Origin of the sequence: Brevundimonas sp. (assembly GCF_030704825.1) — a bacterium.
Classification (GTDB): domain Bacteria; phylum Pseudomonadota; class Alphaproteobacteria; order Caulobacterales; family Caulobacteraceae; genus Brevundimonas.
Genome location: NZ_JAUYNX010000014.1, coordinates 222,986 through 248,826, shown reverse-complemented (window position 1 = coordinate 248,826; position 25,841 = coordinate 222,986). Strand labels below are relative to the sequence as shown.

21 protein-coding genes are annotated in these 25,841 nt (G+C 69.3%); 7 read left to right on the top strand and 14 right to left on the bottom strand.

Annotated elements, in window-relative coordinates; all coding sequences use genetic code 11:
• Positions 1–25 precede the first annotated feature (25 nt).
• The 6 genes from Q8Q71_RS06685 (at position 26) to Q8Q71_RS06660 (ending at position 6,666) form a co-directional block, all read left to right on the top strand.
• Positions 26–1,459 (top strand): sugar porter family MFS transporter, encoded by a 1,434-nt coding sequence (locus tag Q8Q71_RS06685; RefSeq protein ID WP_305758849.1) that lies wholly within the window; start codon positions 26–28, stop codon positions 1,457–1,459.
• Between the two features lie 76 nt (positions 1,460–1,535).
• Positions 1,536–2,978 carry an aldehyde dehydrogenase family protein gene (locus Q8Q71_RS06680; protein WP_305758848.1) on the top strand — a complete coding sequence of 481 codons (1,443 nt, stop codon included), beginning with the start codon at positions 1,536–1,538 and terminating at the stop codon, positions 2,976–2,978.
• A gap of 2 nt (positions 2,979–2,980) precedes the next feature.
• The gene (locus tag Q8Q71_RS06675; protein WP_305758847.1) at positions 2,981–3,835 is read left to right on the top strand and encodes an SMP-30/gluconolactonase/LRE family protein; all 855 of its coding nucleotides are present in this window, start codon (positions 2,981–2,983) and stop codon (positions 3,833–3,835) included.
• Positions 3,832–4,710: an aldose 1-epimerase gene (locus Q8Q71_RS06670; RefSeq protein WP_305758846.1), complete on the top strand. Its 879-nt coding sequence runs from the start codon at positions 3,832–3,834 to the stop codon at positions 4,708–4,710. The genes Q8Q71_RS06675 and Q8Q71_RS06670 overlap by 4 nt, the downstream gene beginning before the upstream one ends.
• Entirely contained in the window at positions 4,707–5,789 is a 1,083-nt protein-coding gene (pelA, locus tag Q8Q71_RS06665) for a pectate lyase (RefSeq protein ID WP_305758845.1), read from the top strand. The genes Q8Q71_RS06670 and pelA overlap by 4 nt, the downstream gene beginning before the upstream one ends.
• Positions 5,790–5,802: 13 nt before the next feature.
• Positions 5,803–6,666 carry a rhamnogalacturonan acetylesterase gene (locus Q8Q71_RS06660; RefSeq protein ID WP_305758844.1) on the top strand — a complete coding sequence of 288 codons (864 nt, stop codon included), beginning with the start codon at positions 5,803–5,805 and terminating at the stop codon, positions 6,664–6,666.
• Between the two features lie 20 nt (positions 6,667–6,686).
• Here Q8Q71_RS06660 and Q8Q71_RS06655 read toward each other — a convergent pair whose 3' ends face one another.
• A complete protein-coding gene (locus Q8Q71_RS06655) occupies positions 6,687–7,457 on the bottom strand; it encodes a FadR/GntR family transcriptional regulator (protein ID WP_305758843.1) in 771 nt (256 codons plus the stop codon).
• 208 nt (positions 7,458–7,665) lie between these two features.
• Between Q8Q71_RS06655 and Q8Q71_RS06650 the strand changes: the two genes are divergently transcribed.
• Complete coding sequence (locus Q8Q71_RS06650) at positions 7,666–10,959, top strand: amidohydrolase family protein (protein ID WP_305758842.1); 3,294 nt, start codon at positions 7,666–7,668, stop codon at positions 10,957–10,959.
• Positions 10,960–10,981: 22 nt separating this feature from the next.
• On the opposite strand, the gene gspM is transcribed toward Q8Q71_RS06650, so the two are convergent.
• The 13 genes from gspM to Q8Q71_RS06585 all read right to left on the bottom strand — a co-directional run bounded on the left by gspM (position 10,982) and on the right by Q8Q71_RS06585 (position 25,580).
• Positions 10,982–11,464, bottom strand: a complete 483-nt coding sequence (gspM, locus tag Q8Q71_RS06645; protein WP_305758841.1) for a type II secretion system protein GspM — start codon at positions 11,462–11,464, stop codon at positions 10,982–10,984.
• Positions 11,461–12,561, bottom strand: a complete 1,101-nt coding sequence (gene gspL, locus Q8Q71_RS06640) for a type II secretion system protein GspL (RefSeq protein WP_305758840.1) — start codon at positions 12,559–12,561, stop codon at positions 11,461–11,463. Before gspL ends, gspM begins: the two co-directional genes overlap by 4 nt.
• Positions 12,558–13,514: a type II secretion system minor pseudopilin GspK gene (gene gspK / locus Q8Q71_RS06635; protein WP_305758839.1), complete on the bottom strand. Its 957-nt coding sequence runs from the start codon at positions 13,512–13,514 to the stop codon at positions 12,558–12,560. Before gspK ends, gspL begins: the two co-directional genes overlap by 4 nt.
• A 29-nt stretch (positions 13,515–13,543) precedes the next feature.
• Positions 13,544–14,131, bottom strand: coding sequence for a type II secretion system minor pseudopilin GspJ (gspJ, locus tag Q8Q71_RS06630; protein WP_305758838.1), 588 nt, complete (start codon positions 14,129–14,131; stop codon positions 13,544–13,546).
• Entirely contained in the window at positions 14,131–14,502 is a 372-nt protein-coding gene (gene gspI, locus Q8Q71_RS06625) for a type II secretion system minor pseudopilin GspI (RefSeq protein WP_305758837.1), read from the bottom strand. The genes gspJ and gspI overlap by 1 nt, the downstream gene beginning before the upstream one ends.
• The gene (locus Q8Q71_RS06620) at positions 14,495–14,935 is read right to left on the bottom strand and encodes a GspH/FimT family pseudopilin (protein ID WP_305758836.1); all 441 of its coding nucleotides are present in this window, start codon (positions 14,933–14,935) and stop codon (positions 14,495–14,497) included. The genes gspI and Q8Q71_RS06620 overlap by 8 nt, the downstream gene beginning before the upstream one ends.
• A gap of 40 nt (positions 14,936–14,975) precedes the next feature.
• Positions 14,976–15,434, bottom strand: a complete 459-nt coding sequence (gene gspG, locus Q8Q71_RS06615; protein WP_305759014.1) for a type II secretion system major pseudopilin GspG — start codon at positions 15,432–15,434, stop codon at positions 14,976–14,978.
• A 14-nt stretch (positions 15,435–15,448) separates the two neighbouring features.
• On the bottom strand, positions 15,449–16,666 hold the full coding sequence (gene gspF, locus Q8Q71_RS06610) for a type II secretion system inner membrane protein GspF (RefSeq protein ID WP_305758835.1): 1,218 nt from the start codon (positions 16,664–16,666) through the stop codon (positions 15,449–15,451).
• On the bottom strand, positions 16,666–18,180 hold the full coding sequence (gene gspE / locus Q8Q71_RS06605) for a type II secretion system ATPase GspE (protein ID WP_305758834.1): 1,515 nt from the start codon (positions 18,178–18,180) through the stop codon (positions 16,666–16,668). Before gspE ends, gspF begins: the two co-directional genes overlap by 1 nt.
• Before the next feature lie 7 nt (positions 18,181–18,187).
• A complete protein-coding gene (gene gspD, locus Q8Q71_RS06600; RefSeq protein ID WP_305758833.1) occupies positions 18,188–20,287 on the bottom strand; it encodes a type II secretion system secretin GspD in 2,100 nt (699 codons plus the stop codon).
• Positions 20,284–21,129 (bottom strand): type II secretion system protein N, encoded by an 846-nt coding sequence (locus tag Q8Q71_RS06595; RefSeq protein ID WP_305758832.1) that lies wholly within the window; start codon positions 21,127–21,129, stop codon positions 20,284–20,286. The genes gspD and Q8Q71_RS06595 overlap by 4 nt, the downstream gene beginning before the upstream one ends.
• A gap of 189 nt (positions 21,130–21,318) precedes the next feature.
• Positions 21,319–23,976 carry a TonB-dependent receptor domain-containing protein gene (locus Q8Q71_RS06590; protein ID WP_305758831.1) on the bottom strand — a complete coding sequence of 886 codons (2,658 nt, stop codon included), beginning with the start codon at positions 23,974–23,976 and terminating at the stop codon, positions 21,319–21,321.
• 92 nt (positions 23,977–24,068) lie between these two features.
• Positions 24,069–25,580 (bottom strand): hypothetical protein, encoded by a 1,512-nt coding sequence (locus tag Q8Q71_RS06585; RefSeq protein ID WP_305758830.1) that lies wholly within the window; start codon positions 25,578–25,580, stop codon positions 24,069–24,071.
• Positions 25,581–25,841: the final 261 nt, after the last annotated feature.

Genomic DNA, 25,841 nt, shown 5'->3' with positions numbered 1-25,841 from the left:
GCTAGAGCCCACAAGGGAGGATGAAATGGCAGGACCGACGGGGGCCACGGGCCCCGACATCGCGGGGAGAGACCGCGTCAACATGGGCTTCATCGCCCTGATCGTCGCGGTGGCGACGATCGGCGGGTTCATGTTCGGCTACGATTCAGGGGTGATCAACGGCACCCAGGACGGGCTGGAGAGCGCCTTCAATCTGTCGGCCCTGGGCACCGGCTTCAATGTCGGCGCCATCCTGCTGGGCTGCGCGGTCGGGGCCTTCGTGGCCGGGCGGCTGTCGGACCTGATCGGGCGCAAGACGGTGATGCTTCTCGCCGCCGCGATGTTCATCGTCAGCGCCCTCTGGGCCGGCGCGGCCGACAGTTCGTTGCACTTCATCCTCGCCCGCTTCATCGGCGGCCTGGGCGTCGGCGCCGCCAGCGTGCTGGCCCCGGCCTACATCTCCGAGGTGACGCCGGCCAGCATCCGCGGCCGCCTGTCCAGCGTCCAGCAGATCATGATCATCACCGGCCTGACTGGCGCCTTCGTGGTCAACTACGCCCTGGCGGCGACGGCCGGGGGCTCGACCGAACTGTTCTGGCTGGACCTCCCGGCCTGGCGCTGGATGTTCTGGCTGCAGGTCATTCCGGCCGGCATCTATCTGTTCGCCCTGCTGCTGATCCCGGAAAGTCCGCGTTTCCTGGTCGTCAAGGGCAGGGAGGCCCAGGCCGAGGCCGTGCTGACGCGGCTGTTCGGGGCCGACGCCGCCCGCCGCAAGGTGATCGAGATCCGCGAATCCCTGGCCGTGGATCACAAGCCCAAGCTGGCGGACCTGCTGGACCCCATGACCCGCAAGGTGCGGCCGATCGTCTGGGCCGGCCTGATCCTGGCGGTGTTCCAGCAACTGGTCGGCATCAACATCGTCTTCTACTACGGCGCGGTGCTGTGGCAGTCGGTCGGTTTTTCGGAGAATGACGCCCTGCTGATCAACATCGGTTCGGGCACGCTGTCGATCGTCGCCTGCCTCGCCGCCATGGCGGTGATCGACAAGATCGGCCGCAAGCCGCTGCTGCTGATCGGTTCGGCCGGCATGGCGGTGACCCTCGGCGTGATGGCCTGGTGTTTCTCGCAGGCCCAGATCGTCGACGGCGCGCCGCACCTGCCCGGTCAGGTCGGCATGATCGCCCTGGTCGCCGCCAACGCCTATGTGGTGTTCTTCAACTTCAGCTGGGGCCCCGTGATGTGGGTCATGCTGGGCGAGATGTTCCCCAACCAGATGCGCGGCTCGGCGCTGGCGGTGGCCGGCTTCGCCCAGTGGATCGCCAACTTCGGCATCTCCGTCAGCTTCCCGGCCATGGCCGCAGGGCTGGGTCTGACCATCACCTACGGCTTCTACGCGGTCAGCGCCTTCGTCTCGTACTTCCTGGTCCAGGCGTGGATCAAGGAGACCCGCGGACGCGAACTGGAAGACATGACGGGCTGACCGCACGCGCGTCACACCCTATCTACCCTCACGGGCGGCGCTCCCCCGCCGCCCGTGTCACTTTTGAGGACCGGCCATGACCGAGACGATCGAACTGTCCCACTGGATCAATGGCGAGAGGGTTCCGACCGACCGGCCCTCCGAGAGCCTGAACCCGTCCGATACCCGCGATCTGGTGGCCCGCACCCCGGACGGCGGCGTCGCCGAGGTCGATGCGGCGGTGGCGGCGGCCAAGGCGGCCTTCCCGGCCTGGTCGGAAGCCTCGCCCGAGGTCCGGTCCGACATTCTCGACAAGGCCGGAACCCTGGTCATGGAGCGGCGCGAGCAACTGGGCCGGCTGCTCTCGCGCGAAGAGGGCAAGACCCTGCCGGAGGGCATCGGCGAGACGGTGCGCGCCGGCCGCATCCTGAAATATTTCGCCGGCGAGGCCCTGCGGGTCCATGGCCAGAATCTGGCCTCGGTGCGGCCGGGGGTCGAGATCCAGACCTATCGCCAGCCGGTCGGCGTGTTCGGCCTCATCTCCCCGTGGAACTTCCCCATCGCCATCCCGGCCTGGAAGTCAGCCCCCGCCCTGGCCTTCGGCAATACGGTGGTGATCAAGCCGGCGGGGCCGACCCCGGCCACGGCCGAGGCGCTGGTGGCCATCCTGCACGAGGCCGGACTGCCCAAGGGGGTGCTCAACATGGTCGTCGGGCGCGGCGGTGTCGGTCAGGCCATCGTCGACCACAAGGATGTCGACGGCATCTCCTTCACCGGTTCACAAGGCGTCGGCGCGGGCGTCGCGGCGGGCGCGGTCAAGCGCCAGGCGCGGGTTCAGCTCGAGATGGGCGGCAAGAACCCGCTGATCGTGCTGGATGACGCCGACCTGGACCGGGCGGTGCAGATCGCCCTGGACGGCTCCTATTTCGCCACCGGCCAGCGCTGCACCGCCTCCAGCCGTCTGATCGTGCAGGACGGCATCCACGACCGCTTCGTCACGGCCCTGGCCGAAAAGGTCGCGGCCCTGCGCGTCGGCGCCGCGCTGGATCCGAACACCCAGATCGGCCCCGCCGTCAGCGAGGACCAGCGCGAGACCTCCTATCGCTACATCGAGATCGCGCGCGGCGAGGGCGGGCGCATCGTCGCCGGGGGCGAGCGGCTCCAGCTGGAGACGCCCGGCTGGTACGTCCAGCCGACCCTGATCGTCGACACCGATCCCGCCAGCCGGATCAACAACGAGGAGGTCTTCGGCCCCGTCGCCTCGACCATCCGGGTCAAGGACTACGAACAGGCGCTGGAGATCGCCAACGGCGTCGAGTTCGGCCTGTCGGCCGGGATCGTCACCAGCTCCCTGAAGCACGCCCGGGACTTCCAGCGGCGGGCCCGCGCCGGCATGACCATGGTCAATCTGCCCACCGCCGGCGTCGACTATCACGTCCCCTTCGGCGGCTCAAAATCCTCCTCCTACGGGGCGCGCGAACAGGGCTTCGCCGCCGTCGAATTCTTCACCCAGACCAAGACCGCCTATTCCTGGAGCTGATCATGACGGGACCGGAACTGGTCTGGGACCTCGGCGCCGAACTGGGCGAAGGTCCTGTCTGGGACGCGGAACGGCGAGCGGTCTGGTTTGTCGACATCAAGGGGCGAAAGCTCCATCGTCTTGACGTCGACGACGGCGCCCGGACGTCCTGGGACGCCCCCGATCAGATCGGCTTCGCCCTGCCGGCCGACGACGGCACGCTGATCTGCGGGGTTCGCGGCGGCCTGCATCGCTTCGATCCGGACAGCGGCGCTTTCGAACTGGTCCTGCGCGTCGAGGAGGATCGGCCGGGAAACCGGCTGAACGACGGCTTCGTGGCCCCGGACGGCGCCCTGTGGTTCGGCACGATGGACGATCGGGAGGAAGCGCGGACGGGCGCGCTTTACCGCTGGGATCGGAACGGCCTGCGACTGGCGGACGACGGCTACGGCGTGACCAACGGGCCGGCCCTCAGCCCCGATGGCGCGACCCTCTATCACCACGACACGCTGGCGAAGACGATCTTCGCCTTTGACCACCGCGACGGCGCCCTGTTGAACCGAAGGGTTTTCGCACGGCTCGAGGACGCTTTCCCGGACGGACCATCCGTCGATGCGGAAGGCGTCCTTCACGTTGGTCTGTTCAACGGTTGGGGCGTCGCCCGCTTCGCGCCCTCCGGCGAACGTCTCGCGACGCTCAGCCTGCCGGTCCAGACCGTCACCAAGGCGGCGTTCGCCGGCGACGACCTGCGCGATCTCTATTGCACCACGGCCTGGCTCGGCAACGCCGGCCTGCGCGGCGACCAACCGACCCTGGGCGGTCTCTACAGGTTGCGGGTGGAGACGCCGGGTCTCCCCCAGGCGAGGATCAAGGTATGATCCGGCTGACCCATCGGGACTGGGCCCTGTCGCTGAATCCCGCCCTTGGCGCCGCGGTCACCCGACTGACCTGGCGGGACCGCGACATCCTGCGCCCGGCGCCCGACGATACCCGCGACCTACTGGCGACGGGAAGCTTCCCCTTGGCGCCTTACGCCAACCGCATCGCCGACGGGGCCTTCACCTTCGAGGGACGCGACCTGCGCCTTCCTCCGACGCCGGGCTTCGAGCCGCACGCCCTGCACGGGGTGGGCTGGCGACGACCCTGGCGTGTCGCCGGGGCGACGGAAAACTCGGTCGACCTGGACCTCGAACAGGCCGTATCGGACGAGTGGCCATGGTCCTGGACAGCGAGGCACCGGGTCGCGCTGACGGAGAACGGCGTCGTCTTCGATCTGGAAATCGCCAACAGGGACACGCGCCCCATGCCCGCCGGTCTCGGCCTGCATCCCTATTTCGCCGCGAATGGAACCACCGTCCTCACGGTTCCGGCGGACCGCGTGTGGTCGGCCGACGCGCGGCAGATCCCGACGGCGCTGGCCCCGCCCGAATCCCTGATCGACTGGTCGGCCGGCGTTCGCCTCGCCGACGCGCCCTTCGTCGACAACGCCTACGCCGGCTGGAGCGGCGCGGCCGTCCTCGACCACGCCGACTGCCGGGTCACCATGACCGCCTCCGGGAACGCCCGCTGGGCCCACGTCTATGCCCCGCCGGGTGAGGGCTTCGTCTGCGTCGAGCCCGTCACCCATCGCCCCGACGCCCACAACGCGCCCGAGGGCGAGGCGAGCGGGCTGATCGTACTTCTGCCCGGCCAGACCCTGTCGATGTCCATGCGAATAACGGCCGAACCCCCCGCCGCGGGCGACCGGTCATGATCCGCACGTCCCTGCGCCTGCTGTTGTGCGTCGGCGTCCTTGGCCTCGCCTCGCCCGGCCTGGCCCAAACCGCCGCGCCGCAATGGAACGGCGCTGTCCTGACCCGCCCGGCGGACTGGTACGCCACGCCGCAGGCGCGGGCCCTGGCCGATACCGTCATCCTGCACCAGTCCCCCGAGGGCGGCTGGCCCAAGAACACATCCCTTGCCGTGTCGCCCGACGCGGTCCCGGTGGACGAACGCTCGAAAAACACCTTCGACAACCAGGCCACCACCCTGCCGATGGCCTTCCTCGCCCGGGTGATTCACGCCGGCGAACGGCCGGGGGACCGCGAGGCGTTCGACCGCGGCCTCGACTACATTCTGGCCGCCCAGTACCCCAATGGCGGTTGGCCCCAGTTCTTCCCCCTGCGAGAGGGTTACTGGTCCCGCATCACCTTCAACGATGACGCCATGGTGCGGATCATGGTCCTGCTTCGGGACATCGCATCCGGCGCCGCCCCCTATGATTTCGTGGACGCCGGCCGGCGCCTACGCGCCGCCGAGGCCGTCGCCCGGGGCACGCAGCTGATCCTCGACGCCCAGATTCGCCAGAACGGCGTCCGCACCGCCTGGGGCGCCCAGCACGATGAGCGGACGCTGGAACCCGCCTGGGCGCGCGCCTATGAGCCTCCTTCGCTCTCCGGCAGCGAGAGCGTCGGCGTCACCCGCTTCCTCATGGCGATCCCGGACCCGTCGCCCGAGGTCGTGGCGGCGGTGGAGGGGGCGGTGGGCTGGTTCCAGGCCGTCGCCCTGACCGGCGTGCGGTTCGAGCCGACGACGGAAGACGACGGCCTTCCAGACGCCCGCCTTGTGTCGGATGCTTCGGCCGGCCCGTTGTGGGCGCGCTTCTATGAACTGGGCACCAACCGGCCGATCTTCCTGGACCGGAATTCTGTCGTTCATTACGACATCGCCGGGATCGAGCGCGAGCGGCGCACCGGCTACCGATATTACGGGGAATGGCCTCTGGCCCTGATCCGCGAAGACTATCCCGCATGGCGGCGGCGCATCGGCCTGACCGCGCCCGACGCCCGCTGACCGGAGGATCATCATGCACGCCGCGCTCGCCGCGATCCTGTCGCTTCAGCTCGCCTCCCCCCTCCCCGCGCCTCAAGCGGCGCCCGCGCCGGAGGCCGCAGCCGCGCAGCGCATCTCCGCGTCCAAGATCATCCTCGTGGGGGATTCAACCACGGCGGTGATCGGCGGCTGGGGTCCGAGCTTCTGCGCCGATCACGTAACGTCCTTTCTGGCCTGCGTGAACCTGGCGCGCGGCGGTCGCAGCAGCGGCAACTACCGCACGGAGGGCTCCTGGGACCTGGCCCTGGCGGAGATGTCCACGCCCGGATACGCTGCGACCTATGTGCTGATCCAGTTCGGGCACAACGACCAGCCGGGCAAGCCGGGGCGATCGACCGACCTTGCGACCGAGTTTCCCGCCAATCTCAGGCGGTATGTGGCCGAGACCCGCGAACGCGGGGCCATCCCCGTGCTGGTGACGCCGCTCACGCGGCGCCAATTCGTCGATGGCCAGCTTCAGAACGACCTCGAGCCCTGGGCCGACGCGGTGCGCGCGGTGGCGGCCGAGACGGGAACTCCCCTGGTGGATCTGAACGCCGCCAGCGCCGCCGTCGTGCAGGCTCTGGGGCCCATGATGTCGGCGCGTCTCGCCCAGGCGGCGCCCTCCCGTGAGGTCGCGGCGGCCATGTTGACCGGAACGACCATCCCCGGCTCCACCGGCGTGGGGACGCCGCCCGCGCAGGCCGAAGTCAACGCCGCGGTCGAGCCGCTGGGACAGGCGAAGGCGGCGTTTGACTACACCCACCTCGGAGGGGAAGGCGCGGACTTCTTCGCCGCCCTGGTGACGCGCGACCTGATCGCCGCCGTCCCGGCGCTGCGCCGGTTGCTCGTTCCCTAGGACCCGCGGCGGCGGCTGGATCAGCGACGCCCGCTGTGGCCGAGGTCGCGCTCGGCTTCCACGCGCTGATATCCGGCGTATATGACCGCGACCATGGCCGCCGCCGCGCCGGCGCCGTCCGCCTTCTCGATACAGTCCACGATCCGCTCGTGGGCCTCCACGGTATCGCGATGAAGCTTCGGTTCCCGCGTGGGCGGACTCAGCGTGAACGCTTCCAGCAGCGCTGTTTCTATGACGCTCGCCAATGAGCGCATCATCGGATTTTTCGACGCGACCGCGACGGCGAGGTGCAGTTCCAGATCCGCCCGGGCGAAGTCATATTCGGACTGTTGCTCGCGTCGCATCGCCTCGATTGCTTCCCGCATCGCCGCGAGATCGTCGGGCGTGCGATGGGCCGCGGCGAGGGCGGCAGCCGCCGGCTCGAGCGCGCGGCGCACCTCGGCCAGATGACGCCGGAAGGTCGCGTCCATTCCGTTGCCCACCTGCCAGGACAGAACCTCCGTGTCGAAGAAGTTCCAACGCGCGGGATCGGTCACCTTGGTGCCGACCCGCGTCTTGACCACAAGGAACCCCTTGGCGGAGAGGGTCTTCAGCGCCTCTCTCAGGGCGGTTCGGGAAACGCCGAAACGCTCCAGCAGCTCGGCTTCGCTGGGAAGCTTTTCCCCGGGCGGAATTCGACCGCTGAGGATGTCCTGGCCGAGGGAGCGCACGATCTGGTCGTGGCTGGAAACGATATGGCTTCCTCCCCGCAGGGCGGATCCAAAACCATGTCTGTTCGACAGAGCGGGCATGGCTTCGCTCTATACGTTCGGCCCGGAACCTTAAAGGCAGGGCTGCTTCAAATTATACGATGATATTATTGGGTCAGGTCCATCGATGCATCCCGGACGCCCGGGGACTGGACTTGCGGTGTCCGGCGGTGCTCATTTGCGTCTTCGGCAAGGACGCGGCCGCCTGCGGGACGGACGAGACGTCCGCAGACGTCTCGGGGACGACAGCATGAAGCGCGTAATCCTGGCCATGGCCGCCGTGCTGGCCCTCGCCTGTCCGGTCCGGGCCCAGACGCCCGAGCCGGCGCCGGCCGCGCCGCCGCTCGCCGATGAAGCCGCCGGGCCTGACGAGACGCCCAGATGGGACGTGCAGAACCCGCCCGGACCGTCACGCGATATTCCGATCGACGTCACCCGCGGCACCTGGATGTCGCTGGACGTCAGCCCCGACGGCCAGACCCTGGTCTTCGACCTGCTGGGCGACATCTATGTGATGCCGGCCGCGGGGGGTGAGGCGCGCGCCATTGCCTCGGGGGTGGCCTGGGAGATGCAGCCGCGCTGGTCGCCCGACGGCCGCCACATCGCCTTCACCTCGGACCGCGGCGGCGGCGACAACATCTGGATCATGGACGCCGACGGGTCGAACCCGACGCAGGTGTCCAAGGAGACCTTCCGCCTGCTGAACCAGCCGGAGTGGTCGCCCGACGGCCAGTTCATCGTCGCCCGCAAGCATTTCACCTCGGCCCGGTCGCTGGGGGCCGGCGAGCTGTGGATGTACCACCGCTCGGGCGGCGGCGGGGTGCAGATGACCGAGCGCCGGACGCAGCAGAAGGATACGGGCGAGCCCGCCTTCTCGCCCGACGGCCGCTATCTGTATTTCAGCGACGACGCCACGCCGGGGAACACCTTCGAATACAGCAAGGACCCCAACACCCAGATCTACATCATCCGCCGCCTCGACCGCGAGACGGGCGAAATCGATCCCTACATCACCGGCCCCGGCGGCTCGATCCGGCCGACGCCGTCGCCCGACGGCAAGTCGATCGCCTTCATCCGGCGCGTCCGCTACCAGTCGACCCTGTACGTCATGGATATCGAGTCCGGGCGTGAGACGCCGGTCTTCTCGGCCCTCGACCGCGACATGCAGGAGACCTGGGCCATCCACGGCGTCTATCCGGGGATCAGCTGGACCCCGGACAACCGCTCGATCGTCTTCTGGGCCGACGGCCGCATCCAGCGCGTCGATGTGGCCACCCAGGCCGTGACCGACATCCCCTTCCACGTCGCCGACACCCGCCGCGTACAGGAGACGGTCCGCTTCCCGGTCGAGGCCGCGCCTGACCGGTTCGACGTCAGGATGATCCGCTGGGCCCGTCCTTCGCCCGATGGCACGAAGGTGGTGTTCGAGGCCCTCGGCAATCTGTGGATCCGCGATCTGCCGACCGGGACGCCGCGCCGGCTGACGCGCCAGAGCGACCATTTCGAACTCTATCCGTCCTGGTCCCGCGATGGCCGCTCGATCGTCTATACGACCTGGGACGACCAGGAGCTGGGTTCCATCCGCGTGGTCCCGGCGTCCGGCGGCGCGGGCCGGGTGGTGACGCCCAACCCCGGCCATTACGTCGAGCCCGTCTTCTCGCCCGACGGCCGCACCATCGTCTATCGCACGGTCAGCGACGGCTTCCTGACGACCGCCCTGTGGAGCCGCGATCCCGGCGTCTACCGCATCCCCACGGCGGGCGGCGAACCGGTCCATGTCACCGACGACGGCGAGGGCCCGCAGTTCGGGGCCGACGGCGAGCGCCTGTTCCTGACCGGCCGCGACGGCGACAAGCGCACCCTGATCTCGGTCGACCTCGACGGCGACGACCAACGCACCCACCTGACCTCGGAATGGGCCAGCGAGTTCGCCGTCTCGCCCGACGGAAACTGGGTCGGCTGGACCGAGCGGTTCAACGCCTATGTCGCTCCCTTCGTCGCCGCCGGAAGGCCGGTCGCCCTGGCCCCGGACGGCAAGTCCCTGCCCCAGGCCCGGGTCACCCGCGACTCCGGAGAATGGCTGAGCTGGTCCGGCGACAGCCGCCGCCTGCACTGGTCGCAGGGGCCCGAGCTGTTCACCCGCGATCTGAATCAGTCTTTCGCCTTCGTCGACGGTGCCCCGGACGAACTGCCCAAACCCGACGAGCGCGGGATCAACATCGGCTTCAGCGCCGAAGCAGATCGGCCCGAGGGCCGCATGGCCCTGACCGGGGCGCGGCTGATCACCATGAACGGCGCCGAGGTCATCGAGAACGGCGTCGTCATCGTGAACGGCAACCGGATCGAGGCCATCGGCCCGGCCGCGACCACCCCCGTCCCCGCCGGCGTCCCGGTCATGGACATGGCCGGCAAGACCATCATGCCCGGTCTGGTCGACGCCCACTGGCACGGGTCCATGGGCTCGGACGAGATTATCCCGGAGCAGAGCTGGGTCGACTACGCGTCCCTCGCCTTCGGCGTGACCACGATCCACAACCCGTCCAGCGACACCAGCGAGATCTTCGCCCACAGTGAACTGGCCCGCGCCGGGCGGGTGGTGGCCCCGCGCATCTTCTCGACCGGCTCGATCCTGTACGGCGCCACCAGCGCCGGGACGGTGAAGATCGACAGTCTGGACGACGCCCTGTCGACCCTGCGCCGCATGCAGTCGGCGGGCGCCTGGAGCGTCAAGAGCTACAACCAGCCGCGCCGCGACCAGCGCCAGCAGATCATCGAGGCGGCGCGCCAGCTGAACATGATGGTGGTGCCCGAGGGCGGCTCCCTGTTCCACGCCGACATGTCCATGATCGTCGACGGCCACACCACGGTCGAGCATTCCATCCCCCTGGCCCGCATGTACGACGACGTGCACCAGCTGTGGCGCCAGACCGGCACGGCCTACAACCCGACCCTGGTGGTGGCCTTCGGCGGCAGCTACGGCGAGAACTACTGGTATCAGGAGAGCCCGGTCTGGGATCACCCGATCCTGACGCAATACGTTCCGCGCCGGATCCTGGACTCTCGCGCCCGCCGCCCGGTGACCCTGCCGGACAACGAGTGGAACCACATCTCGGTAGCGCGCGAGGCGACACGCCTGTCCGAACAGGGCGTCAGCGTCTCGATCGGCGCCCACGGCCAGCGCGAGGGCCTGGCCGCCCACTGGGAGCTGTGGAGCCTCGCCCTGGGCGGCATGGCCCCGATCGACGCCATCCGCGCCGGCACGATCAACGGCGCGCGGTCGCTGGGACTGGACCGGGACCTGGGTTCGCTGGAGCCCGGCAAGCTGGCCGACATGGTGGTGATGAACGCCAACCCGCTGGAGAACATCAGGAACACGACGTCGATCGCCTACACCATCGCCAACGGCCGGGTGTACGATACGGGCATGAACGAGGTGGCCCCGAGGCAGAGGCCGCGGGCGCCGTTCTGGTTCGCGGAGACCGACGGCGAGGGCTGGGCCGCGGGGGCGACGGAAAGCGATACCCACGGCCACGACAGCCACTGAGAAACCTCCGCCGCCGCTCCGGTCACCGCGAGAGGCTGCCCTCGACCTGGAGCGAAGCGTCGGTGTTCTCCACCACGCCAAGGGCGCTGACATCGACGCCGTGATCGGTCTGCAGAGCGGCCAGCCATCCAAACACGGCCGCGCTGGAGCCGCTGGATATCCGGAAGGCCAACCCACCCGATGCGTCCATCTCCGTCGTCAGCTGGAGACCGGTCGCCTCGGCTGTCCGTCGGACCAGCGGCTCCAGTCCACCGGCATCGCCGGCGACCTGTCCGGGCGCCGCAGCGGGCGTAAGGCGTACGAGTCCTGCACGCACCTGCACAAGGTCAGTCTCGGCCCGGACCCGTTCCGCCGCTGCTGCGTCGCGCCATTCCATGGACGGCCGGATGACGCCCAACCAGACCGCCGTCGCCGCCACAAGCAAGGCCATCAGCATCAGCATGCGCCGTTCGCGCGCGGTGCGCCCGTCCCACCATTGGTGAAGGCGCCCAGTCAGGGATCTCATCGCCCGGCTCCTATGGTGATATCGCTGACCACCCGTCCCGCGTCGTCGAGCGTGCCGGTCTCCGTGACGGTCATGCCGGCTTCGGCCATGGACGCCTTGATCGCGGCCATGTCAGCATAGGCGGGGTGACTGATCGTGGCCTTCACCCCGGTCTCCGGATCGGCGATCAGAAGATCAAGTTCGGCGCCCTCGACCGCTTCGACAGCGGTGAACAGGGCCGCCGCCGCCGCGCTGACGCCGCCTGGCGGGGGCGCCGCAGCCAGACGCCGGCGGAGAGCGGAGACCGGATCCGGATCCCGGGCCAGATCCGGCGCGGCCTTGGCTATGGACGCCAGCGTCCCGGATCGCATCCGTTCAGCCGCCATGTCGTCCCTCGCCGCGGACGCCACGGTCAGCATCAAGGGGGAAGCCGCCGCGAGCGCCGCGAGAATCGCCGCCCGCTTCCATCCTCCGGGAGCCGCTCGTTCGCGCTCGCCCGTATCGAGCAGATTGATCGCCGGCGTTCGCGCCGCCGCGACCAGGGCGCTTTCAACGACCGCCGGATCCTGGACCGCGACAACCCTGCGCCCGCCGGCGACCAGATCAACGACATCGGGTTGAACCGTGGCGGCGAAGCGGCGCCCGCGGAGGGCGACGCCGTCTCCGAACGCGACCGCCGAGAGCGCGTCGTCCGCTGCGGGTTCGGACAGGGTCAGCACGTCCGGGATGAACACATCGGCCCGCACCCCCACGACGGCCAGATAGTCGGTCCAGGCCTCGATCAGGGACCGGTTCACGACCGCGACAAGGCGTTCCTGCCCGGGCGGGACCGGGGGTCCGAGCACCGTGGACAGCCGGTCGGGCGGAGCGGCGACCTGATCGCGCAGCAGCCAGACCGCGGCGGCTCGCCCCTGCGCGGCGCTGCCCGCCGGCAGGTCCAGCCATCGAACCAACACGTCGCCGCCCGGAACCACCGCGACGGTGCGCATCGATTCGGGTTCGACGCCGTCCGGAGTCAGCTCGCCGCGATCCATGACGACCCCGGCGGTATCGATCACCAGGAAGGGAGCCGGCCGGTTGCCGGTCGCGGGGATCAGGATCAGGCGGGTGGTTTTCATTCGTCGGGAGTCCATCGCTGGATGACGGTCCGGACGGAGCCGTCGGGCTGCGCCTGCAGAAGGGCGGTGCGGACGGCGCGGCCGCCGCCGTAGTCGATGTCGACGCGAAGATTGAAGAAGCGGGTCAGCACGGCAGCCTGCTCGCGCACCTCATCGGAGGGGGCGACCATCGCCAGCGCCGGCTCGGCCCAGAAGTCGTCGGCGTCAGGCCAGCCGCCGACCGGTCTGTGGGCGATCAGGTCCCTGGCCGCCGCCCGGCCCAGGCGGTTGTCGGTCAGCATCATCAGAAGCGGCGCCTGGTCGAGCGTCAGCGTGTTAACGTTGAGGGCCGACAGCCGACTGGTCGGCAGCGCGCAAACGTGCGGCCGCAAACGCCGGTAGAGGTCGGCGTCCACCCCCTTGACGGCGCGCAGCTCGCTGACCTCGGCCAGCAGAACTCCCCCGGTGCGGTAAGGCGTGGTGAGACCGGCATAGGCGCCGTCCTCGGCTCCGAGGGGATGAGGCGCTGTATCGGCGTCCAGCCAGTCGGTCAGGGCGTCCGCCACCGCGCGCATCCGGCTGTCCGGCGCTCCGACGGCTTTCCCAAGCGCGAGGAATTGGGCGGCGCCCAACGGCCGGGCGATCAGATCCTCGCCCTGGCCCTCGACGAGGCTGTTCAGGTTGAAACAGGCCTGGCCGTCGGTGATCACCGCGCTGATCGTTCCGCCGTCGATCGGGAACGACAGCCCGAGACCGTTCCATTCGGGTTCCAGCGGCGTGCGGGCCGGCGCGGCGGCGATCAGACGCCCGACCTGGCGGCGAGCCAGCGCCTCGGCGCCGGAGGCGTACCATTGGGCCTGGGCCTGGGTCTCCGCATTGGCGGTGCGGCGCACGGAAAAGCGCACGTCGTCCAGAACGGCCACCGCCACCACCGACATCACCGCCACCAGCAGCAGGACGGTCAGCAGGGCCATGCCCTCACGATTGTCCGATCGGCGCCGCATCAACCGCCCCCGACCAGAAACAGCTGCTCGACCCGCCCGTAGCCGTCCAGCACCATCGTCAGACGCACAGCGTCCGGCAGCGGCCGTTCCGGCGTGGTGATGAAGGCGGGCGCCTCGGTCCCGTCGCGCACGAAGGAGACGGTCAGGTCCCGTACGCCCCGGTACAGCACCTGCGGCGGGCCGGGCCGGGCGCCGTCGAGATGGCTCGACACGCGCCGCTCCAGCCGCCCCTCGACCACCCGGTATTCGACCCGTTGCAACGATGGACGCGGCTGCTCGCCTGGATTGCTCCACCCGGCGCGCGCGAGGACGAGCGCCGGATCGCCCGGCGCGACCGGTCCCGCTATCGGCTGGGGCGCTGGTCGCCCGGTGGGACCGCGCGAGCGGCGGGCCGCCGCCTGGCCCAGGTCGGCCTTCAACAGGCTGCGCATCCGCTGCAGGTGGCCCGTGCGGTCGGACGCCGTCTTGATGGCGAAGCGGTTGTCGATCGACAGACCCAGCACCGCCGCCCCCGCCGCCGCGATCATGGCGAAGATCAGCAGGGAGATCAGCACCTCCACGAGCGTGAAACCGGCGCGGCGTTCCATCAGGACCCCCTCGCCCTGAACAGGGTGCGGTCGGCGGCCCGGCCCTCGTCGGTCAGGACGCGGATGTCGATGCGCAGCAGTCCGGGGTCGTCCGTGGCCGCGACGATCCGCGTCCAGCGCCACCGGCGGCCCGCCATCGGAATCTGCCCCGACGTCTCGCCTTCGGCCAGGTGCGGCGCGATCGCGGCCTCGACCGCCAGGTTTTCCGCCACCAGCCCGCCGAGCGTCCGGTCCTCGACCCGCACCGCCGACCGCGTATTTTCTCCCGCCAGATTGAGCAGGGTCAGTGCGGCGAGGCTGAACACGGCCAGCGCGACCAGCAACTCGATCAGGGTGAAGCCCCCGCGCGATGTCCGGGTCCGCTCAATCATCGATGGTCACCTCGCCGGCGCCGTCGACCGCGACCGTGCGCGCACGACCGTTCCGGCTCAGCGTCAGGGCCGCGGACTCCGCCACGCCCGTGGGGTCGAAAACGACTCGCAAGGGCTCGGCGGGCGACACCGTCACGCCCTCACTCCACAGTTCGGTCCCGAACGGCCCGTCCGTCAGCGCCGACCAGCTCGCGCCGTCGAACGACGAGAAGCCGTAGCCGACGGAGGTGGTCTCGACCGCCACCGGGCGATTGGACAGGACGGCCTCCTCGCGGGCGCGGCTCAGCCGGGCAGCGAACCGTTCGGCCTCCTGTCCTGCGGACGGCCGCGGATCCGGCGCCGCCAGCACGACCGCCCCCGTCGCCAGGCCGATGATCGCCACCGTCATCAGCAGTTCGACGAGGGTGAAACCGTCCCGCGGCCCGCGACCCATGCTCGAGCGACGCCAATCCGCGTGCGGCCCGACAGGGCCGCTAGCCCTGCCAGTTGCCGAGGTCTGCGTCATGGCCCTCGCCCCCTTCCGTGCCGTCCGCGCCGTAGGAGAAGACGTCGAATTGTCCGCCGTGAGCGCTCTGGCGGCGGTACTGGTAAGGATTGCCCCAGGGATCCTCGGGCAGGCGACGGACATAGCCGCCCTGGCGGTAGCGCTCGGGCTGGGCCAGGCCGGTCGGCGGGGCGACAAGAGCCTGAAGACCCTGCCGGTCGTCCGGGAAGGACAGGTTGTCGAGGCGGTAGGTCTCGACCGCCTGCTCCAGCACGGAGATGTCCGCCTTCGCCTTGCCGATCATGGCGCGGTCCTGGCTGGGAAGGACATTGATCGCCACCACTGTCGCCAGCAGGCCGATAATCACGATCACCACCATCAGTTCGACAAGCGTAAAGCCCGCACGCTTGCGACGGGCCTCGGCGATTTTGCGTTCGGTTTCAGTTATTTCTCGCAACTCCGTCACCCCATGGCCAAGGTGTTGATCTGAAGGATGGGCAGCAGGATCGACAGAACGATCAGGGCGACCACGCCGCCCATGACGACGATGATCGCCGGTTCGAGCAGGCTCAGCATCACCGCCGTGAAGGTCGAGAATTCGCGCTCCAGATAGTCGGCGGCGCGCTCCAGCATGGGCTCAAGCCGGCCGCTGCTCTCGCCAGAGGCGGTCATGTAGACGAGGATCGGCGGGAAGACGTCGGCGCGGCGCATCGCCGCCGACAGACCCCCGCCCTCTCGCACGGCGTCGGCCATGGTCCCGGTGGCGAGGCGCAGCCGGCGGTTGGACACCGTGCGGGCCGTGATGGTCAGTCCCTCCAGCACCGGCAGGCCAGCCGCGATCATGGTCGACAGGGTGCGGGCCATCTTCGCCCCGTGCAGATCCCGGGTCAGCCGTCCGATCAATGGCAGGCGCAGGATCGCCGTGTCGACCGCCAGCCGGAAGACCGGCCTGCGCAGGGCGATGGCGCCCGCAACCCCGACCAGGACCACAATGACGAGGGCCAGCCAGCCCCAGTTGCGCATCAGGTCCGACACCCCGATCACCAGCCGCGTCAGCGGCGGCAGGGTCTGGTTCATACTGTCGAACTGGTCGACCACCCTGGGCACCACGAAGGTCATCAGCGCCCCGATGACCCCCAGCGCCACCACAGCCAGCACCGCCGGATAGACCAGGGCCGTGATCACCTTGCCGCGCACCGTCTGGTCGCGTTCCAGCCCGTCGGCGAGTCGTTCCAGGATGGGCTCCAGCGCGCCGGACGTCTCGCCCGCCGACACCATGGCCCGGTACAACGGCGGAAAGGCCTGCCCCTGCAGGGCCATGGCGTCCGACAGCCGCCGGCCCTCCATCACCCCGCCATGCACTCCCTCCAGCACCCGGCGCACCGCCGGCCGGTCGGCCTGCAGGGCTATGGTCCTGAGCGCTTCCTCGATCGGTGCGACCGACACCAGGGTGGACAGTTGCCGGGTGGTCAGGGCCAGGGTCCTGGCGTCCAGCTTCCCGCCCTTGCCCGCCGTCCTCCGCCCGCCCTTCCGCACCGCCCCGCGCGCCGGGATGATCTCCAGCGGCATCAGCCTGCGGCGGCCCAGCAGCGCCCGCGCCGCATTTTCATCGTCGGCGGCCAGCGCGCCCGTCACCGTGCGCCCGCCGGCGTCCACCGCCACATAGTCGAACGCCGCCATCAGGCCGCCGCCTCGCGCGGCGATGCGTCGCTGACCGGTTCTCCCGCATCCTGACGCGTCACCCGAACCGCCTCCTCGACCGAGGTCAGACCATTGAGGACAAAGGCGCGGGCGCGCCGGGACAGGGTGTCCGAACGCTCGAAGGCGACAGCGTTGATCGCCTCCTCATCCGCCTCGGCGGCGATAAGGCGGCGCACACGGTCATCGACGCGGATCGCTTCGTACAGGCCGACCCGGCCGACGTATCCGGTCTGGTTGCATTGGGCGCATCCGTGGGCGCGCCAGATCGCCTGGCCTGTCCTGACGCCGACAAGGCGTGCGGTCGCGGCGTCGGCGGGTTCCGAGCGGCGACAATCCTTGCACAGGCGCCGCACGAGTCTCTGCGCCACGATCAGTCGCAGGGTCGAGGCCAGCAGGAAGGGCTCCACCCCCATGTCGCGCAGACGGGTGATCGCGCCCGCCGCATCGTTGGTATGCACGGTGGACAGCACCAGATGGCCGGTCAGGGCGGCCTGGACGGCGATGCCGGCCGTCTCCACGTCGCGGATTTCGCCCACCATGACCACGTCCGGATCCTGACGCAGGATGGCGCGCAGGCCGGCGGCGAAGGTCATGCCGACCTTGGTGTTGACCTGGGTCTGGCCGACGCCGTCGATGGCGTATTCGACGGGATCCTCGACCGTCAGGATGTTGCGGGTCGCGTCATTGAGCAGGCTCAGGCCGGCGTACAGGGAGGTGGTCTTGCCGGACCCCGTGGGCCCGGTGACGAGGATGATCCCGTTCGGCTCCTTCAACGCGGAGCGGAAGGCGTCCAGCGTCTCGCCGGTCATGCCCAGCTGGTCCAGTTTGAGCTCGGCCTGATCGCGATCGAGTATGCGCAGCACGACCCGCTCGCCCGCCCGCGACGGCAGGGTCGAGACCCGGACGTCCAGCGTCTTGCCGCCGAGGGCGAGCGGAATGCGCCCGTCCTGCGGCACCCGCTTTTCGGCGATATCCAACCGCGCCATGACCTTGATCCGCGACACCAGCAGCGGGGTGATGCGAGGGTTCAGCGACAGGACCTCGCGCAGCACGCCATCCACGCGCATCCGCACCGTCAGGGCGGTCTCGAACGGCTCCAGATGGATGTCCGAGGCCCCCGCCCGCACCGCCTCGGCGATGACGCCGTTGATCAGCCGGATGACCGGAGCATCGTCGGCCGTCTCCAGCAGGTCGGCGGCCGCGGGAATGTCATCGATCAGACTGTCCAGCCCCGACGGCATATCCAGCCCGTCGCCGTCGGCCGCGTTCAGACGGTCGCCGGCATAGACCTCCGACAGACGTCGATCGAAGGCCGCCTGGCTGAGCCGCTCGATCCGAAGCGGCCGGCCCACGACCCGACGGGTCTCGATCAGGGCCGCCGGATCGGCGCCCTCGCGCAGGCCGACCACGGCGACCTCCCCTGCATCCAGCAGAATGACGCCGTGCCGCTTTGCGAAACCATAGGGCAGGGTCGGATTGACCAGGGTGATCATGGCCCCCTTACTCCTGCGGCGCGGGGTCGGCGACGGGAGGGAGCGGCGCCGCGATCACCTCGCCGACCGGCGCGGCGACGGCCGTGTCTGGCGCGGCCGGGGCCTGGGTTCGCATGTATTCACGCAGCATCTCGTCCAGGCCGGGTTCGACGCCCGGTGCGTTGTTCAGCTGCTGCTGGCGCATATAGCCCCACCGGTCGGCGGCCAGGGTCTGGGCGTCGGCGGGCGTGCGGATGATGGTCGGGCGGATGAAGACCATCAGATTGGTCCGCCCGCGCTGACGACTGGTCGAGCGGAACAGGGCGCCGATCCCCGGGATGTCGCCAAGGCCGGGCACCTTGTCGATCGACATCCGGTCGTTCTGGTCCAGCAGGCCGCCGGCCACGGCGATGTCGCCGTCATCGACCACCAGGGTGGTCTCCAGCTCGCGCTTGTTCAGCACCAGGTCGTTGGCCGAGTTGGTCAGGACGCCGTTGATGCTGGACACCTCCTGGCGCAGGAACAGGGTGATCGAGCCGCCGGCGTTGATCTGGGGCCGGACGATCAGCTTGACGCCGATGTCCTGACGCTGGGTCGTGCGGAACGGGTTGGAATTGCCGTCCAGCAGGGTCTCGCCGGTCGTAATCGGCACCTCCTGCCCGACCAGGATGGTGGCCTCCTCATTGTCCAGCGTCATCAACGACGGCGTTTGCAGCAGGTTGGAGCCGTCGTCGGTCTTGGCGGCATTGATGATGAAGCCGAACAGACCGTCGCCGATGCGCCCGCCCCCGCCGCCGACGAAGCCATTGGCGCCCAGCAAGGTGTTCAGAGCCAGATTCTGCAACTGCTCGCGGAGTGGATCGTCTTCGTCCAGCTGGCCCGCGGCGGCGCCGCCCGCGATGGGCAGCAGGGGAACCGCGCTGTCCGAATAGTTGGTCAGGCCGACCGGATTGCCGTCCTCGCCCGCCAGCAGCCATTGGACGCCGAGTTCACGAACGGCGTTGTCGGACAGTTCGACCACAATGGCCTCGATCAGCACCTGCTGACGGCGCTGGTCGAGTTGGTGAATGACGTCCGCCAACGTGCGCTGGGTGTCGGCGGAGGCCGAAATCACCAGGGCGTTGGCCCCCGGAAAACGGGCGATGGTGGCGCGCTGACCCGGCAGCGGGGCCGTCGGGACGGCGCTGGCCGGACCCTCGGTCGTCGCATCGGCTCCGGCTCCGCCCCGCGTCGCCGCCGGGGTCGCGTTGGCGCTGGCCGGGGTGACCTGCTGGCCGACGATCTGCTGCAGCACCGGCAGGAGGGCCTCGGCGTTGGCGTGTTGCAGGAAGACGACCTTGACGTCATCGGCGGACTCGGCGCGCCGGTCCAGGTCCTCGATCAGGGGCCGGATGCGCGCCATGGCCGACGGGTCGCCGCGCAGGACGATGGAATTGGAACTCTCCACGGGCGTGACCGACACCATCCCCTGCCCCGGCTGGCCGCCCGGAGGCGCCAGAACGGTCTGAAGCACCGCCGCGATCTCTCGCGCCGACGAGTTCTGCAGGGTGATGACCTCGAAGCCGGTTCGGTCGACATCGATGCGGCCGATCAGGGCGCGGATGCGGGCGAGGTTGTCGGCGAAGTCGGCCACGACGACGCTGTTGGCGCCCGGATTGGCCAGCACCTGCCCCTGGGGGCCCACCAGCGGCCGGATGGTCTCGGCGGCCGAGGCGGCGTCGATGTTGCGCAGCTGGAAGACCTCGGTGGAGAAGCGTTCCGAACCCACCGTCGACGGCCCCTGCGCCGCGCCCTGCGCCGGGCTGATGCGCCAGGCGCCGGACGCGGTCGGCGTCACTACCAGGCCATTGGCCCTCAGGGTCGACAGAAAGACCTCGAACAACTGGGCGCGGGTCAGGGCGCGCTCGCTGGTCACGGTCACCGTGCCGGTCACCGCCGGGTCGACGATGAAGGTGCGGCCCGTCGACCGGGCCACATCCTGGATGAAGGCGCGGATGTCGGCTCCCTGGACGTTCAGGGTCTGGCGCTGGCCGGACTGGGCCCAAGCCGGCGCGGCGCCGAGCAGCCCCGGGGCGGCCAGCAGTGCAGCCAGGGCAAGGCCGACGACGCTGCGGTTCGATCGCTTCAACGGCCTGTCCTTATGGTGGTGGTCTGCACCGCGCCGCCCCGTTCGAAGCGGATTTCGACGCTGCTGCTGCCGGAAAGCTGGCCGCGCAGGGCGGCGATGCGGTCGAGCCGGTCGAGCGCCTGGCCGTTGACCGCGAGGAGGACATCGCCGGGTTCCAGGCCGGCCGCCTCCAGCGCCGTACCGTCGCCCGCCCCGGAGATGGTGAAGCCGGTGATGCGCGTCCCCTGCATCCGCGGGCGGAGCGAGGCCTGGGCCATCAACTGCGCCGGGTCGACGGCCACGGCGGGCGACGCGGCGGCCGGCTCCGGCGTCATGGTCTGGGCTTCGGGCGGCGGCGGCGGGGGCGGAGCGACGCCGACGGGGACCTCGCCGAAGACCAGCCGGGACACCGACTGTCCCCGCGCCAGCACGACGTGGTCGAGACCGACGGATTGCAGGATCAGACCCGGCTCTACGGCCTCGCCGACGCCAACCGACACCTGCCGTCCGTCGGAGAGACCGATGATGGCCGAACCGCCCCCGGCGCCCCCTGCCCGCACGCCATACAGACGCATCTGGCTGCTGCCCGTCGCCGACGCCTCGGCCATGCTGCTCTGGCCGCCGGTGCGGAAGAAGGCGTCGAAGCGCTGGAAGACGGAATAGTCGACCGGCCGGGCCTGAACCGGGTCCGCGGGAGCGGCCGGGCCGCCCGTCACGGGAGCGGTGACGATCAGCGCCAGCCGCCCCAGTTGAAGCGCCAGGATCAGCGCCAGCGCGATCTCGACGCCATGGCGCAACCGGTCGGGCCGGGCGGCCAGCGCCTCGCGAACCGTACCGCTGAACTGGCGAACTGCGCCGATCACTTCTGGATGCCCCGGCAGGCCCCGACGGCCCGGCGGCCTTCCTAGACCAATCGTCCGGGTCCGGGCTTCACGGCCCCATGACGTCACCGCGAACTTGCCGTGACGGTTGAACCGGGTGCGGACGAACTGCCGCAAAATCGTCTTGCCGCCGGACCCGGAAGGCGGTTGACAGCCGCCTCCCGAGACCTCCTAGAACCGCGCCGTCAGGCTGACCGTCGCGCTCGATCCCAGTTCGTAGTTGTTGATCAGGATCTTGTTGCCCAGCTCCTGAAACTCGTCGAACTCCGTGTTCAGCAGGTTGCGCAATTCAAGGGCGAAGCCCAGATCGCGGCCGGCGTATTCGAAATCCTTGCGGTAGACGAAGTCGACGAAGACGCCCGGGTCCTGGATATAGTCAGGTTCGCGGTTGCCCGCCCCGCCCGCCCCGCGGGCGCTGATGCGCTCGCTGACGTAGTTGACGATGATCGTCGCCTGCGACCGGGCCGTATCGTCCTCCCAACCCAGCTGCAGATTGGCGACATGCTCCGACTGGCCCTGCAGGCGGCTGCCGTCCTCGATGAAGAAGGTCGCATCCTCGTCCGCGCCGCCGCCGCCCGGGGTCCGGACGACGTCGCCGGCCTCGACATGAACTTCCGAGTCGGACCAGGTGTAATTCGCCTGCACCAGCCAGCGCTTGTTGGCGATGAAGGATGATCCGCTGTCCGGAAACTCGAAGTACTTCTTGGCCTCGATCTCGGCGCCGTAGATGGTCGCCTGTGGCGAGTTCAGGAAGGACTGCTGGCGCGCATTGCCCGACGTCACGATGGTCGCTTCAACCGGCTTGTCCAGATCCTTGTAGAAGACGCCGGCCGTCAGATATTGCTGGCGGGCGAAGAACCACTCGTAGCGAGCGTCCAGGTTCAGGATTTCGGTGTCGACCAGGAAGGGGTTGCCGGTGAACTCGCGGTCGGTTTCCGGGTCGGTGTAGGACTGGGGCGCCAGCTCGCGGAACTGCGGCCGGCCGATGGTCTGGGAGGCCCCCAGACGCAGCTGCTCGTCTTCCGCGAAATTCCACGTCGCCGTGAACGACGGCAGGAAATACTGCTCCTCGATCTCGGTCGGGGCGAAGGGCGCCGCCCCGCCGAACAGATCGCGCGTGGTGACAGACTGGTAGCCGTCCTCATAGCGCACGCCGAAGGTGGTGCGGACCAGGGGGATGAACTCCGCGTCGACCTGTACATAGGCCGCCGCGACCTCGAGCTGGGCTGAATAGGCGGCCGCCCCGCTGCCCGCGCTGCCGGTGACCTCGGACAGGATCAGCCCGGTCGGGCCGATGTTGAAATCCGAATAGAGGAAGTCCACGCGTGACCGGCGCTGTTCTTCCGTCAGGGTGCTGGCGGGAACGAACTGCAGGTCGCGACGCTCGGCGTCGCGGTTGTTGTCCGACCAGGCGACACCGACGCTGAAGACAGCGTCGCGATAGTCCGACAGCGGCAGGGTATAGCTCAGGTCCGCTCCGCCGGAGACGATGTCGTCGTCCAGCTCGCTGAACGAGATACGGTTGCCGCCGATCTCGTGCAGGAACTCGCCACTGGCGTCGACTCCGTACTCGAAGCGGGTCTCATAGGGCGCGTTGCGCTCGGTCAGGGCGTAGGCGCCCCGCCAGGCGAACTCCAGCGCTCCGTCCATGAATTCGTGCTCGCCGGCCAGCTGGCTGGAGAACAGCTGGCGTTCATACCATTCGGTGAAATCGGTCCGTTGAATCTCGCCGCCGGCGTCGAAATCGGGCCCGACGCTGATCCGGGCTTCCTTGGTGACGTTGCGGACGTAGAAATTGGTCCAGCGGTACTCGCTGTTGTCGGTGACCAGCGACATGCCGCCGAGGAAGTTCAGCTGGATGTCGTTCTGGTTGGATTCGAACGCCTTGCTGGTGACCGGCACCAGCACGGAGCCAGAGAACTGGGCTTCTTCCTGAACGCCGTTGCGGGTCGACCAGTTGTTGCCGTAGCCGGCCACGGCGATCAGGCCGAAGGTCCCGATGCTGCTGTCGCTCTTCAATCCGCCGGCGAGGTCGAAGCCGAAATTCACCGGCGTGGTTCCGCGCTGCAGCAGGCGGAGCGGTGCATTGACCAGCGACTGGCCGATCCGCTGGAGTTCCTGGGCCTCGACATTGGCGCTGTTGACCGGAACGCCCCGGGCGAAGGCCAGGGCGAGCGGCTCGGGGATGTCGCGCGTGCCGTCGTCGAAGCCTGTGAAGTCGGTGCGCGAACCGAAATAGATCAGGCCCTCCTTGTTGGTCGTCTCCGTGTTGCCGCCGATCGACGCCGACATGGAGAAGAAGGGTTCATTCGGCGCATCGATGGTGCGCAGGTCGATCACGCCGCCGCCGAACTCGCCGGGGAAGTCCACCGAGTAGGATTTCTGGACCGTGACGCTCTCGAGAACGCTGGACGGAAACAGATCAAGCGGGACCACCCGCTGCAGCGGTTCCGGGCTCGGCAGGGGCGAGCCGTTCAGCAGGGCCGATGAATAGCGTTCGCCGAGACCGCGCACATAGACGAACCGCCCTTCGACGACCGTCAGGCCGGTCACGCGCGCCAGGGCGCCCGCGGCGCTGCTGTCGCCGGTCCGCTCCAGGTCCTCCGCCGTCAGGAAGGCCGCGACTTCGGCGCTCTCCCGGTTCGGTTCGGGAATGAAGCGACCCAGAACGACGACCTCGTCCAGTTCGCCGGCGGTGTCAGGATCTTCCTGGATAGACGGATCCGGCGCGATCGCGGACGGCGGCGCGCTCTGGACCGGGGTTTGAGCATACGCGGCGCCGGGCGCGATCAGCGCGCTGGTGGCCAGAAGGACCCTGCTCAGGGTCAAGGTAACGGTCTTCATGATCTGCGCCTTGAAGGAGTTCAACGGACTGGGCGAAAGCCGGAGGCGGCCCGGGCGGGCCGCCTCCGCATCCGTCGTCAGCAGGTCGCGCCGGCCGTCAGGCCGCAGGTCCAGCCCTGCCACCAGGTATCGGCGGCGTTCTGGACGGCGCCGATGTAGGTGGTGTTCTGGAAGAAGGCATGCACCGAAGCCGCGGTGGCTGGCGTCACGGCGTTCTCGTTGGCGCCGTTGATGAAGGTCAGGACCTGATTGCTCAGGCTTGTGCCCGAGGCCGGGGCGGTCAGGGTGGAGGTCCCCGCCGCGGTGTTGTTCGTTCCGGCGGTGAAGGCCGCCGCCGACAGCACGGCGTTGGCCGGACGGTACGACAGGCTGCAGGACATGAAGACCGAGTTGAAGGTCACGCCGCTGGTGGCGGTGTCCGCGTCGTTGATGGCCATACAGCCGGCCAGCGAACCGGCGACGCTGGTGAACACCGAGTTGATGATCGTGCCGTCGTTGCCCGAGTCGAAGTGCGCCACAGTGTGGGCGTCGGTCGGCGAGTTGCGGCCGACCAGGGTCCAATTGGCGATCTTGGGCCGTGAGACATAGCGCGAGGCCAGCGGCACCGAGGTCGGGGCCGAGGAGAACTCGAAGCCGGCGCTGCGGCTGGTGGAGCCGGGCGCGCGCTGGGTCACGATGCCGAACTGGGCGCCGCCGCGCCAGCCGGTGTCGGTGTCCAGGCCATCGTCATCGGCGCCGTTGATCACGATGTGACGCAGGTTGACGTTGCCGCCGAAGATTTCGATGCCGTCGTCCGAGCTGTTGTAAACCTGGATGTGATCGACCGTCGTGCCCGAGCCGACGCCGGCCATGGTCAGGCCCTGCAGCTCGTTGCCGGTCGAGATCTCGAAACCGGAGAACTTGATCTGGATGTAGCGCAGCCGGCCCGAGTTGTCGGCCGGAGTGTTGCCGCCGTAGAAGGCGCTGGTGCCCTCAACCGTCCCCGTGCAGGTCACAGGTGTGGTCAGCTGGCAGTTGGCCTGCGGCGCGCGGCCGGCCAGGACGATGCCGCCCCATTGCCCTTGCGAGCTCTCGGTGGTCGTGGATTCGACGTTCTGCCGGCTGGTGAAGACGATCGGATTGGTCGCCGTCCCTTCGGCGAACAGCTGCGAGCCACGGTTCACCAGCAGATAGTCCGAGCCGCCCGAGGCGAAGATGCGGACGCCCGCCTCGATGGTCAGGATGCCCTGGACGCTGCCGGCGATCGGAGCCGCCGGATCGACGCCCTGGTCGGTGCCGACCGCGGTGCGGCCGGTGATGGAGTAGATGGTGCCGGCGCGCAGCGGAACCGTCAGGGCGCCGTTGATCTGTTGCGGCAACTGGCAAACGCGCAGAGTGTTGCTCGCGATCAGGCCCACATTCGAGAAGCCGGTCGGGCAGTCCGCCGCCGGCGTGCCCGGAGGGGGCGTAACCGGGCCGCCGCCGCCGCCTCCCGTGCCGCCGCCGAAATCGCCTTCGCCAGGCGAGGCGACCTCGGCCGAGCCGCAGGCGGCGAGGGTCAGGGCGCTGGCGGAGATCGCGAGCAGGGTCGTCAGTCGAAAGCCGGTCATCGTTTCCACCGTGGCTGGTCCAAAGGAACGCAGGACAGATGGCGTCAGGGCTCCCAGCCCCGATCACGACGACGGTCATCGCCCCACCTGCCCGGCGTTTTCGTTAGAAGCCGGATGTGACAGGGCGAGCGCCGAATGGTGACGGTTCCGGCGCGCTTGTGTGAAGTTGTTTTCGCCGTTCGATGAAACACCGTCCCGATACGGCGGGATCGTCACAAAACCGGCGGGAAGCCGCTGCGCGCTCCGGCTTGGCAGGCCGTC

What these genes read in the sequence shown, in the direction of transcription:
- Q8Q71_RS06685 (WP_305758849.1), top strand. Translation starts at nt 26, where the DNA reads ATGGCAGGACCGACGGGGGCCACGGGCCCCGACATCGCGGGGAGAGAC.
- Q8Q71_RS06680 (WP_305758848.1), top strand. Translation starts at nt 1,536, where the DNA reads ATGACCGAGACGATCGAACTGTCCCACTGGATCAATGGCGAGAGGGTT.
- Q8Q71_RS06675 (WP_305758847.1), top strand. Translation starts at nt 2,981, where the DNA reads ATGACGGGACCGGAACTGGTCTGGGACCTCGGCGCCGAACTGGGCGAA.
- Q8Q71_RS06670 (WP_305758846.1), top strand. Translation starts at nt 3,832, where the DNA reads ATGATCCGGCTGACCCATCGGGACTGGGCCCTGTCGCTGAATCCCGCC.
- pelA (WP_305758845.1), top strand. Translation starts at nt 4,707, where the DNA reads ATGATCCGCACGTCCCTGCGCCTGCTGTTGTGCGTCGGCGTCCTTGGC.
- Q8Q71_RS06660 (WP_305758844.1), top strand. Translation starts at nt 5,803, where the DNA reads ATGCACGCCGCGCTCGCCGCGATCCTGTCGCTTCAGCTCGCCTCCCCC.
- Q8Q71_RS06655 (WP_305758843.1), bottom strand. Translation starts at nt 7,457, where the DNA reads ATGCCCGCTCTGTCGAACAGACATGGTTTTGGATCCGCCCTGCGGGGA.
- Q8Q71_RS06650 (WP_305758842.1), top strand. Translation starts at nt 7,666, where the DNA reads ATGAAGCGCGTAATCCTGGCCATGGCCGCCGTGCTGGCCCTCGCCTGT.
- gspM (WP_305758841.1), bottom strand. Translation starts at nt 11,464, where the DNA reads ATGAGATCCCTGACTGGGCGCCTTCACCAATGGTGGGACGGGCGCACC.
- gspL (WP_305758840.1), bottom strand. Translation starts at nt 12,561, where the DNA reads ATGAAAACCACCCGCCTGATCCTGATCCCCGCGACCGGCAACCGGCCG.
- gspK (WP_305758839.1), bottom strand. Translation starts at nt 13,514, where the DNA reads ATGGCCCTGCTGACCGTCCTGCTGCTGGTGGCGGTGATGTCGGTGGTG.
- gspJ (WP_305758838.1), bottom strand. Translation starts at nt 14,131, where the DNA reads ATGGAACGCCGCGCCGGTTTCACGCTCGTGGAGGTGCTGATCTCCCTG.
- gspI (WP_305758837.1), bottom strand. Translation starts at nt 14,502, where the DNA reads ATGATTGAGCGGACCCGGACATCGCGCGGGGGCTTCACCCTGATCGAG.
- Q8Q71_RS06620 (WP_305758836.1), bottom strand. Translation starts at nt 14,935, where the DNA reads ATGGGTCGCGGGCCGCGGGACGGTTTCACCCTCGTCGAACTGCTGATG.
- gspF (WP_305758835.1), bottom strand. Translation starts at nt 16,666, where the DNA reads ATGGCGGCGTTCGACTATGTGGCGGTGGACGCCGGCGGGCGCACGGTG.
- gspE (WP_305758834.1), bottom strand. Translation starts at nt 18,180, where the DNA reads ATGATCACCCTGGTCAATCCGACCCTGCCCTATGGTTTCGCAAAGCGG.
- Q8Q71_RS06585 (WP_305758830.1), bottom strand. Translation starts at nt 25,580, where the DNA reads ATGACCGGCTTTCGACTGACGACCCTGCTCGCGATCTCCGCCAGCGCC.